This is a genomic window from Rhodococcus sp. 14-2470-1a (assembly GCF_002259425.1).
In the GTDB taxonomy this organism is placed as follows: Bacteria; Actinomycetota; Actinomycetes; order Mycobacteriales; family Mycobacteriaceae; genus Rhodococcoides; species Rhodococcoides fascians_E.
The window spans coordinates 1-9533 of sequence record NZ_NPFZ01000033.1 but is presented as its reverse complement, the minus strand read 5'-3'; the positions used below and the strand labels follow the sequence as shown (position 1 = coordinate 9533).

Sequence of the window (9533 nt, the reverse complement as noted above, 5' to 3'; positions counted from 1 at the left end):
CCGGTAACAGTGGTTCGACTACGGTCTGGGGATACCTGTGAAACGAAGGAAATCAGTTGCGACGACGGCGGCGACCGTTCTCGCGGTTGCGTCGGTGGCAATCGCTGTCGGCGGTGGCACCGCGAATGCGGACCCCACCGAATCCGTGGGCTACGAAACGTCCGTCACGACGGATGGATCCGTCAGCACAATCCTCGACGCAGGCGCTTTCCGTATCGACAGCAGTGACAATTCGGTGGACGTCGTGGGTAACTCCGGGACGGTTCTCGCGAGTCTGCCGCTGACGTACTCCGTGAACGGCGCGACCTATTCGATCGCCCCAGCAGTGGTGGGGGACAGGCAATTGCTCCTGACCCCGCAGCCGGCGTCGTTGATCAACGACGCAGCAGGACCGGTCAGCAAGCAAGCCGCGTTCGACAACATGATCAATCAGATCGTGATCGGATACACCGGCGGCGGAGCAGTCGGAACCGCAGTCGGCGCCGGCCTCGGCTTTGCAATCGGTTGCGTGTCGATCTTCCCGAACTTCATTGCCGGGTGCATCATCGGTACCGCCATCGGCGTCGTTGCCGGAACCATCATCGGCACCGTCAACGCAAACCCGAATGTGCAGCCCGCGGTGTTCGAGTACTTCACGACACCGTAGTTTCCTTGGGCCGACATGGTCGGCCGGGCATCGGATCTCCGTGGGAGGACCGGGCCGGCGTCACTCGCCGGAACGGTCCTCCTTTTTCGTGCCGTGCGCGAGCGCGCGACGCATCGACACCGCCTTGACCATCGTCTCCTGGAATTCCTCTTCCGGATCCGACAGGGCGACTATTGCGCCGCCGACACCGAACGTCACCTCGTGTTCGGTGGAGACGATCGTCCTGATGACAATCGAGAAGTCGGCCGAACCGGTCAACGAGAAATAGCCGATCGCACCGGAATAAACTCCGCGTGGCCCGTCTTCGAGCTTGTCGATGATCGCCATGGTCCGAATCTTCGGTGCACCCGTCATCGAGCCACCCGGGAAAGCAGCGCTGATGCAGTCCACCGCGGATGCGTCGTCGCGTAGCCGTCCACGCACGGTCGAGACCAGTTGATGTACCGGGGCGTAGGTCTCGACGTCGAACAGCTTGGGCACGTGGACCGAACCCGGCACGCAGACCTGCGCCAGGTCGTTACGAACCAGGTCGACGATCATCAGGTTCTCGGCCTTGTCCTTCTCGTTGCCGACCAGGTCGGTCCGGAGAAGCTCGTCCTGTTCGGGAGTGCTGCCTCGCGGGCGGGTTCCCTTGATGGGCTTGGACTCGACCACGCGGTCGGCGTCGATTCGCAGGAACCGCTCGGGAGAGGCACTCGCGACCGACAGATCGTCGAAACCGAGGAACGCGCTGTACGGAGTCGGATTGATCTCTCGCAGATACGTGTACGTTTCCAGGGCATCGATGGGACCAGGAAGAGTCGCGACGTTCGTCAGGCACACCTCGTAGGTCTCACCGGACGTGATGTCCGCAAGACACTGCTCGATGAGCCCGAGGTACTTCTCCCTGTCGTGCCGAAGGTGAAGTGCCGTCTCGAATTCCGGTGCAAGCAACGGAACAGGCTCGGGTTCGGCGCTCTCGATCTCCTCACCGAGCGAATCCAAGGCGTCGGCGACGGTCTGGAACCAGGCAGACGTCGTCGCGTCGCCGTACTCGGTCACGAGTGCCAGTGCGTGACAGTTGCCGGCCTCGTGGTCGAACACCAGCGCGCGATCTGCGAAGACCATCGATGCATCCGGTGTTGCGGAGGTGTGTACCAGTTGACCGCCGACGTCGGCTTTCAACTCGTACCCGAGATAGCCGATGTACCCCAGACCGAACGCGAAGGGCAGGTCGTGGAGAGCAGGTACGGCACGCTGTTTCAACTGGCCGTTCAGGTAGTCGAAGAAGGTCGACTCGAACGACTCCGTCGACCCATCGGGCCGGTGTACGTCCACCCGACGCTCGGCCACGCGGTACGTGAGGTATTCCGCGAGGGGGCCCGAGCAGTCACCCATGATGGTGAACCGAGAATCCGGCTCGACTGCAGAACTTCCGTCCAGCCAGAACGCGTTGGGGCCGGTCGCGTACAGAAGCTCGAAGACACGCCGTGTGTCGAAAGCTCCTTCGATGCAGCGGCTTTCGATCGAGTATCGAGACCGTGGGGGAGCAGCGGGAGCGTGCATGGTCTCGCGAGTGAGGTCGCGGAAGTTGGACAGTAGTTCGCGTCCGTACTCGGTGCTGATCGACTCCGGATGGAACTGCACGCCCCACATGGGACGGGACGTGTGACGGACGGCCATGACCAGGCCGTCGTCGGTCCACGCGCACGCCTCGAGCTCGTCGGGCAGGGAGGTGGCCGTCAAGGAGTGATAACGCACGACCGAGTACGGCGACGGGATACCGGCGAACAGACCGCTTCCGTCGTGGGTGATGTCGGAGAGCCTGCCGTGCATGGGTGTCGGCGCCAGGTCGACCTCGCCGCCGAGAAGATGACACAACGCCTGGTGACCGAGACACACACCCAGAATAGGTAGATCGAGTTCGGTGATCGCTCGCGCGCTGATGCCGAGGTCGTGGGGTGTACTCGGACGGCCGGGTCCGGGGGAGACGACGACGTTGTCGAAATCGCCGAGCGGCAGGGAATTCCAGTCGACGTCGTTGCGTACGACGACAGGTTCGATCCCGTTGACCTCACACAGCAAGCTGTAGAGGTTGTAGGTGAACGAATCGTAATTGTCGATCAGGAGGGTTCGCACGGGCATGGTGTCATCACCGGCCACGTTCGCCGACGGACACATCCGCATCGATGCTCTCGCGGTCGTCGATGATGAGATCCTCCACCCGGCACGCTTCGCCGATCAGGAGATCGTAGACGGAGGTCAGGAAATCTTCCGACAACCCGTGCTCTCGGGCGAATGCGCGTGCGCGGTCCTGCACTACCCCGACACGACCGGGCTGCATCATCGGAATGTCGAACTCACGCTTGACCAACGCAACCCGCGAGCAGATTTCGATGCGGTGCCGAATGGACTCGAGAATACGAGCGTCGAGAGCATCGAGCTCACCGCGTAGCGATTCGAGTTGACTGCCGGGCTCGTCGGTCACGTGTAGTTGCCCCCTCGTTCAGCAGTCCGGAACTGCGACTGTTTCGTGTATTCGCTCGATTGTTGATCGCATCGTCCCGCGGGTCCGTTACCTGCGAAAGACCGAACGAATCGTGTCAACAATAATGGCATCTTGTCTGCCTGAATTCACTTCCGAGGTGACGAATGTTGCTCTATTGCAGACCCCGGGGGATATAAACAGACTTTCGTTCCGAACAAAAGCAAAAAACCGCACCTGCCGAATGTTTTGCATTCGGCAGGTGCGGTTTGTCGGGACCGTGTGCGTGGATCAGGCGCCGCGCCGCTTGACCTTCAACAGGTCCATGCGCTCCTTCAGCAACTCTTCCAGTTCTTCGACCGACCGACGCTCGAGAAGCATGTCCCAGTGGGTACGGGGCGGCTTGACCTTCTTGGCCTCGGGAGCGGTGCCCTCGATGAGTGAGCCTTCCAAACCGTTACGGCACTGCCACGTTCCGGGGATTTCGGCGTCGTCCGCGAACGGGACATCGAACTCCTCACCGTTGTCGCAGCGGTAACGCGCAACGCGGCGTGGCGCAAGGTCGTGGTCGCGGTCGGTCTCGTAGCTCACGGCGCCGAGTCGGCTACCTCGTAGTACTCGATCTGCCATTGTGGCGTCCTCTCCCTCGATAGTGCGTGCTCGTCCGCAGCGCGCACTGCATTCGACTCACGGATGTACAACGCGCCGGCGCGGCGAATCGTTCCCGGCCACGGGCTCGACGTTCGCACGACACGAGCCGACCCGCAGACACGTTTGCGCCATTCTACCGCCAGACCGTCGTAGGCTCGTCGGCATGTCGGTGAAGTCGCGTCGCGTGCACGCTTGCGCTTGGTGTGGCCGGGACGTCGCCGACGGTGGCATGGGACGGCGCAGGCGGTACTGCAGGCAGTCGTGTCGGCAGCGTGCTTACGAACACAGGTCGGCGGTCAAGGGCACGTCGATTCCCGAGGACGCCGTGGTGCTGAGTGCGGACGAGGCATCCGCACTGATCGACCGCAACTTCGAGGTCCGGTGCGCAGCGGAGGATGTTGCGACGGCTGTGGCCGAGGGTGCGGGTGCGGACGAGCTCGCGCGGTTGTGCGGAGATCTCGTTGCCCTCGCTAGGGATGCCGAACGGCTGCGCTGACCGACGGCACCCGACGGTTCGTGACCATATAGTTGCGACGTCAACTACATGGGTTATCGTTGTTCGCGAACGTCCACCGCATCGTCGAAAGGCCTCCGTTGTCCGAAGTCACTCCGCGCCGGGTCTTGCTGGACAAAGCGAATCCAGACGTGTTCAAAGCTCAGCTGGCAGTGGCCAAAGCTGTTCGCACCGCGACCGGCACCGCGGGGATGGATCGACGGTTCGTCGAGTTGCTGAACGTTCGCGTGTCTCAGATCAACGGGTGCGCCTACTGTCTCGACGTTCATTCGACCGCCGCGCTGGAGGCAGGCGAAAGTGCTCAGCGGCTCGCGGTTCTACCGGCGTGGAGCGAGACATCACTGTTCAGCGACAAGGAGCGCGCAGCGCTCACCTTGGTCGAGTCCGTGACTCGGCTTCCTGGTTCCGTCGACCAGGACCGCGATTACGCTGCAGCGAGCAGTGTCCTGACCGAGGTCGAGATGGCTGCCGTCAGCTGGGTCGCGATAGCCATGAATGCGTTCAATCGAATCTCCATCGTGAGTCGGCATCAGGTTCGTCCGCACTCCGACACGACGTCGCCGAAAGGGAAATGATGAGCAACGAGCAGCACGACATCCGCGATCGTGTAGTCGTCTCGGAGGACACGGACGGGCGGCGTTACACGCTCGTACTCGACGGACACGTCATCGGATTCACCGAGTTTCGTGACCGCGGCGAGCAACGGATTTTCTTTCACACCGAAATCGACGACGCCTACGCCGGCCATGGTCTGAGTTCGGTTCTGGTGACTGCTGCCCTCGACGACGTCCGTGCGCGCGGACGTCGCATCGTTCCGGTGTGCCCGCTGGTGGCCAAGTTCTTGACCAAGCACGACGCGTACCAGGACATCACCGATGCGGTTACCCCGGACATCCTGGCGTATCTCCGGAATTGAGGCCGGTCCGCCGGGCCGATGTCCGGGGGTCAGTGTTCCCTGAGCGTGTCGATCAGCTCTGCTTTCCTCAGGTCGGAGTAACCCTCGATACCCAGTTCCTTGGCGCGTGACTTCAGCTCGTCGACGGTCCAGTCCTCGTACGAGCCCGATTCGCCACCCTTCGCGCCGATCGTGGAACGACCCTCGTTGGCGGCGGCATTGGAGATCCGCGCTGCCTTCTCCTTGGAATTGCCCTCCTCGCGCAGCTCCTCGTAGAGGTCCTCGTCCTTCAGCTGAGGCTGAGAGCTACTGGACTTGTCGGCCGCCATGTCTTCTCCTCGTCTCGTGTCCGGCAGCGTGCATCGCTGTCCGACACGAGATAACCGCTGCCCGCAGCCGTCAAACGGGCGCGTTCCTCAGACAGGGGTGGCAGTTGCAGGAAAGCGGTGAATCCACGGAGCAGCCTCTTCGATTTGCGCGGCAAGCCGAAGAAGAGCGCCGTCGGAGCCGAGGTGTCCGACGAATTGAACGCCGAGTGGTAAACCGTCCGAGGTCCAGTGGACCGGGACACTGATTGCCGGTCGGCCGGTGACGTTCGCGAGCTGGGTGTACGGCACCCACCCGAGGTTGTTCTGGACGACATCGTCGAGAATCCCTGTCAGATCCATGATCCGTCCAGCGCGAAGAACACCTGCCGCTCGCGCCGCGCGCTGCATCATCGGCGGAGTCGAGGCAGCACCGATGCGAAGCGGGGGAGTAGCCAAGGTCGGGGTGAGAAGAAAATCGAACTTTCGATGGAACGCTGCGAGCGACTGCGTGTAGACCTTCGTGTTCTCGAGCGCTGCTACCGGGGCCACGAATCCGGTGTGGCGACCGTACTCGGCCACGGCGAGCGTGTCCGCCTCGAAATCGGAATTCTTGGCACCGGTCCTGGCCTTGATCTCGGCTACCTGCGCGTACACCTGCGCGAACCAGATCGTCAGAAAGTCACGTGACAGTGCCCAGTCGTCGTACGGCTGAGGAACCTCTTCGACATGGTGGCCGAGTTCTTCCAGCAGCGCGGCCGCGTGTTCCACGGCCGCCACAGCCTCCGGATGCGGCGACGGATTCACGGTCGACGACGTGGACCATCCGATTCGAAGTCCGGTCGGGCGGGTTCTTATCGCGTCGACGAATCGCTCCGTAGGAAACTGCGCGAGGTAGCCGGCGCTCGGGTCCGGCCCGACGATGGCGTCGTAGAGGGCCGCACTGTCGCGGACCGTCCGGCTGACGACGCCCTGACTGACCATCCCGAACATGATTTCGCCGGTCTGTGGTCCGTACGGCGACAACCCCCGACTCAACTTCAGTCCGACGAGACCGTTGCATGCGGCCGGTATTCGTATGGAACCGCCGCCGTCGTTCGCGCCGGCCGCTGGAACGATCCCGGCGGCTACGGCGGCACCCGAACCACCCGACGAACCGCCGGGTGTTCGGTGCAGGTTCCACGGATTGCGAGCCGGACCCCAGTAGTCCGATTCCGTGACGCCCTTGGCGCCGAGTTCCGGTGTGTTGGTCTTACCGAAGACGACAAGACCTGCGTCGAGGAATCGCTGAGTGATCAACGAGTTCTCGGTCGCGATGTCGTCGGCAAGTGAACGCGACCCGTAGGACGTCGGGTATCCCTTGTATTCCTGTGCCAGGTCCTTCAGTAGAAACGGAACACCCGCGAACGGTCCGCGGCCGAACGTCTGCGCCGCGTCGTCTGCTGCGGAATCGGTTCGAGCCACGATCGAGTTGAGCTTGCCGTCGACGTCGTAGGCGCGTCGGCGAGCGAGTTCCAGCAATTGCGGTGCGGTGACCTCGCCGCCCGCCACCAAAGATGCGAGTTCGGTTGCGTCCTTGGACACGTACTCCTCGAGGTTCACGCGCCGATCCTACTGCCGACGACCAGCCTGGGGGCCGAAGTCGCCGCCAGAGTTCACTGAGTGCTCGCCCGAGATCGTCGTGACTGATTCCGGCAAACCGGTCGACCGACGGGCACAATGGTGGCGACCGCACGGAGAGTGCGGTCCGGGCAACGCGAGCGAAGGAATGTCATGGCTTTCTGGGACCAGTTGAAGGCGAAGGCCACCGAACTGAACGGGCAGTTGCAGACCAAGACCGTCCAGTTCAAGAACAAGGAGTTCGCGAACGGGAGCATGGCCATGTGTGCCCTGATCGCTGCGGCCGATGGCACCATCGATCCGGCCGAGCGGCAGAAGACAGCGGCACTGATCTCCGGCAACGAAGCGCTCAAAGTTTTTCCCGCCGAGGAGCTTCGCCAGAAGTTCGACTGGTACTGCGACAAGCTTGCCGGAGATTTCGACTTCGGCAAGGTGGAGGCAACTGCCACGATCGGCAAGTTGAAGGGCAAACCGGATCAAGCTCGTGCGGTGATCCAGATCGGCATCATCATCGGCGGTGCCGATGGACACTTCGACGATCACGAGAAAGCCGCTGTCAAGAACGCGTGCTTCGCCGTAGGAATCGACCCAAGCGAATTCGAACTTTGACTAGTCTCCGCAGCTAGTCTGATGCAATGAGCACTGACGAGGATCCGGATCACCTCGAATGGAACGGTAAGGCGCGCAACGAAACTCCCACTCAGCAGCTCGACAGAAACTGGCTCGCACTGTTGCAGGAGCTGCGGGTCGTCCAGACCGGCGTCCAGCTGCTGACGGGATTTCTGCTCACCTTGCCGTTCCAGAGCCGCTTCGACGATCTCTCTTCAGCGGGTCACGTCGTATATCTCGTGACCGTATCGGCGTCGATTCTCGCGACGATACTGCTGGTTGCGCCGGTGGGCATGCATCGATTGCTGTTTCGTCAGCGTGCAATCGGTGTATTGGTGCGAGTGGGCAACACGCTCGCGATCAGCGGCATCGTGATGCTGGGTATCACGTTGATCGGAGCTGTTGCCTTGACATTCGAGATAGTCCTCGGCCTGAGTGCGGCTTTACCGGCGGCCGTCGTGGTCGCGGTGATCATGATCGGATTCTGGTTCGTTCTGCCTCGCGCATACCGGAAGACATGACGCGACGCGTGACGGCGACCGCGACAACCCGTAAGTTTCGTCACTGTGACGAAATAACAGAGAGTGGCACGATTACAGGGAAGCGGCCAAGGTTCCGAGTCGGAGGTCGCGCTACCACGAGGAGACGGTTCCGGCCTGCGAGCCGAATCATGGCGCACGGATCGACCCAAGGGTGCACGCGGACGCTGGAAGGCATCAGCCAGCACACGGCGCAGTTAGGACGATCGTCGATCCGGTTCGAAGGCGGGCACATGTACGCGCAACGGATCGGTCGATCACTGGGTGCTCATCCGGGCGTACACGCTGGTCGCGGTTTTGCCGATAATCTACATTATGTCAATTCAAGTGCTGCATGTTGCATCGGATCAATCTTCCGACTGCCGCCACCGTTCACGTACGACTCACGTCCACATCCGTCCACAGTGCTGCAATCTCGAAGCTTGCGGTTGCAATCGAACCGCAATCGACGAAAGGTACTGAATGAGCCAACACCCGTTCATACTTCCCACACCCAAGGCGCATAGAGAAACGTCACGACACCATCGACGTCTATCGGTCGGCTGAGTCACCCGAACCAGCGCGTGTGAAACAACCGATTGTTGTCTTCGTACACGGCGGGCCACGCCCTCCCGGCGTTCACGACTGGCGGCCACGGGACCACCCCATGTATGTGGGCTACGGATCGATCGTCGCCGAGCGAGGTGCCATCGGCGTCACCGTTCAACATCAGATGGACACCCTGGCGCACTGCAGATCAGCTGCGGAGGAAGTCGCGGCTGGCGTCGAACTCGCCCGGACGCTACCCGGAGTGGACCGCGACCGGGTCGCCCTCTGGTTTTTCTCCGGAGGCGGACTGCTCACTACCGATTGGCTGAGGGACCCGCCATCGTGGCTGACGTGCATCGCGCTCACCTACCCGGTGCTGGACACCGTCCCGGAATGGGGCGTCGATCCGCACGTCGACCCTGTCGGTGCGATCCGAAGCGTCGGCCGGCTCCCGATCTTGCTCACCAAGGTGGGGCGAGAGCGACCGGAATTCATCGCCGGCGTCGACGCTTTCATCACGGCCGCAGCGGAAGCCGAAGCGGAACTCGACATCATCGACGTACCCGAGGGCACTCACGGATTCGACATGTTCGACGATTCGCCGGAATCACGCGATGCAGTGACCACCGCCATCGAATGGGTGCTGACCACAACGACACGCGATGTCAATGGCCAAGATGAAGTCCCCGCTGGTGGCCAAGTAAAAGTCCCCACCCCGTGTTGATGTTTCCGGTTGGTCAGGGGCGGTCCTTTCGGTGTTGT

Annotated in this window: 12 protein-coding genes; 7 read left to right on the top strand and 5 right to left on the bottom strand. The window is 62.1% G+C overall.

From position 1 onward, the window contains the following. Positions 1–37: 37 nt before the first annotated feature. On the top strand, positions 38–646 hold the full coding sequence (locus CH292_RS22335) for a hypothetical protein (protein WP_037142231.1): 609 nt from the start codon (positions 38–40) through the stop codon (positions 644–646). A gap of 60 nt (positions 647–706) precedes the next feature. Here CH292_RS22335 and pabB read toward each other — a convergent pair whose 3' ends face one another. From pabB to CH292_RS22320, 3 genes are all read right to left on the bottom strand, one after another. Beyond that, positions 707–2770, bottom strand: a complete 2064-nt coding sequence (pabB, locus tag CH292_RS22330) for an aminodeoxychorismate synthase component I (RefSeq protein ID WP_094655874.1) — start codon at positions 2768–2770, stop codon at positions 707–709. Positions 2771–2777: 7 nt separating this feature from the next. Continuing rightward, complete coding sequence (locus CH292_RS22325) at positions 2778–3113, bottom strand: chorismate mutase (protein ID WP_020113226.1); 336 nt, start codon at positions 3111–3113, stop codon at positions 2778–2780. Between the two features lie 288 nt (positions 3114–3401). After that, positions 3402–3740 carry an RNA polymerase-binding protein RbpA gene (locus CH292_RS22320; RefSeq protein WP_026348228.1) on the bottom strand — a complete coding sequence of 113 codons (339 nt, stop codon included), beginning with the start codon at positions 3738–3740 and terminating at the stop codon, positions 3402–3404. 184 nt (positions 3741–3924) lie between these two features. Between CH292_RS22320 and CH292_RS22310 the strand changes: the two genes are divergently transcribed. The 3 genes from CH292_RS22310 (at position 3925) to CH292_RS22300 (ending at position 5191) form a co-directional block, all read left to right on the top strand. Then, positions 3925–4257 carry a hypothetical protein gene (locus CH292_RS22310; protein ID WP_027499079.1) on the top strand — a complete coding sequence of 111 codons (333 nt, stop codon included), beginning with the start codon at positions 3925–3927 and terminating at the stop codon, positions 4255–4257. A gap of 98 nt (positions 4258–4355) precedes the next feature. Beyond that, a complete protein-coding gene (locus CH292_RS22305; protein ID WP_094628247.1) occupies positions 4356–4850 on the top strand; it encodes a carboxymuconolactone decarboxylase family protein in 495 nt (164 codons plus the stop codon). Then, positions 4850–5191 (top strand): GNAT family N-acetyltransferase, encoded by a 342-nt coding sequence (locus CH292_RS22300; protein ID WP_020113223.1) that lies wholly within the window; start codon positions 4850–4852, stop codon positions 5189–5191. Before CH292_RS22305 ends, CH292_RS22300 begins: the two co-directional genes overlap by 1 nt. 29 nt (positions 5192–5220) lie before the next feature. Here CH292_RS22300 and CH292_RS22295 read toward each other — a convergent pair whose 3' ends face one another. After that, positions 5221–5499 (bottom strand): Rho termination factor N-terminal domain-containing protein, encoded by a 279-nt coding sequence (locus CH292_RS22295; protein WP_094628206.1) that lies wholly within the window; start codon positions 5497–5499, stop codon positions 5221–5223. Positions 5500–5586: 87 nt separating this feature from the next. Beyond that, positions 5587–7077, bottom strand: coding sequence for an amidase (locus CH292_RS22290; RefSeq protein WP_094628207.1), 1491 nt, complete (start codon positions 7075–7077; stop codon positions 5587–5589). Between the two features lie 171 nt (positions 7078–7248). On the opposite strand from CH292_RS22290, the gene CH292_RS22285 reads away from it, so the two are divergent. From CH292_RS22285 to CH292_RS22275, 3 genes are all read left to right on the top strand, one after another. After that, complete coding sequence (locus CH292_RS22285) at positions 7249–7704, top strand: tellurite resistance TerB family protein (protein WP_026348225.1); 456 nt, start codon at positions 7249–7251, stop codon at positions 7702–7704. A 26-nt stretch (positions 7705–7730) separates the two neighbouring features. Further along, positions 7731–8225: a DUF6328 family protein gene (locus tag CH292_RS22280; protein WP_020113220.1), complete on the top strand. Its 495-nt coding sequence runs from the start codon at positions 7731–7733 to the stop codon at positions 8223–8225. A 664-nt stretch (positions 8226–8889) separates the two neighbouring features. Next, complete coding sequence (locus CH292_RS22275; protein ID WP_256978452.1) at positions 8890–9495, top strand: alpha/beta hydrolase; 606 nt, start codon at positions 8890–8892, stop codon at positions 9493–9495. The last annotated feature ends 38 nt before the right edge of the window (positions 9496–9533 follow it).